Below are 802 nucleotides of genomic sequence, written 5' to 3'. Positions count from 1 at the left end.
GCTGGGGCGTCTGGCCCAATGGTCCAGTACGCTGAAAAATCCGGAAGCCTTGTCTGGCAAACGGCCGGACTTCAGCTTCAAAGAGTTCAACATGCTGGCTGATGTACTGGCCCAAAGCGTTGAGCAGGTTCAGGCCGCCAGCCTGCGTGAAGAGCGCTTGTTGCGCTATACCAGTCATGAACTTCGGACCCCGCTGGCCGTGCTCAAGGCCAATATTGAATTGCTGGCCATGCAGTCCGGCGGCGTCCTGCCACCGCCCTTGCAACGTATCGAACGTTCGGTGCTGAACATGCAACTGATCGCCGAGACGTTGCTGTGGATGAGCCGCGAGAACCCCGAGCCATTGCCGCAGGAACACATTGACGTCAGCGAGTTGGTTGGCGAGTTGATTCAACAGCATCGCTACCTGATCGGTAACCGGGATATCGACTTGATGATCAACATCCACACCGAGCCCTGCCTATTGCCCCCCACGGCGTGTCGCATTGTGATCGGTAACTTCCTGCGCAATGCGCTGCAATACGCAGAAGACGGCACCGTGGAAATCAGTTTCAAGTACCCTCAGTTGCGCATCGTCAACCACATCAGGGAGATCAAGTCGCGGCAGGAATCTAACGATTTTGGCTACGGGCTGGGGCTGCAGTTGATGCGCCAGCTATGTGCAAAACTGGGCTGGCAGATTGAAGTGGTGCTCGAGCAACAACGCTTTACCGTGATTCTCGGCTTTACCCGCGTGCGGGCCTTAGATAATGGGGGAAGTACAACGAAGGGGACTGATTTATTTTCTGGATAATAATTAAGA

General features: G+C 55.1%; 1 protein-coding gene. It reads left to right on the top strand.

The features are described 5' to 3' along the window. On the top strand, positions 1 to 793 hold a 793-nt coding region (locus FEM54_RS33370; RefSeq protein ID WP_138454376.1), incomplete at its 5' end, for a sensor histidine kinase. Between the last annotated feature and the right edge of the window lie 9 nt (positions 794 to 802).

It is taken from the genome of Pseudomonas edaphica, assembly GCF_005863185.1.
Classification (GTDB): domain Bacteria; phylum Pseudomonadota; class Gammaproteobacteria; order Pseudomonadales; family Pseudomonadaceae; genus Aquipseudomonas; species Aquipseudomonas edaphica.
The sequence above is the reverse complement of the archived record's forward strand: the minus strand, read 5'-3'. Positions and strand labels throughout refer to the sequence as shown.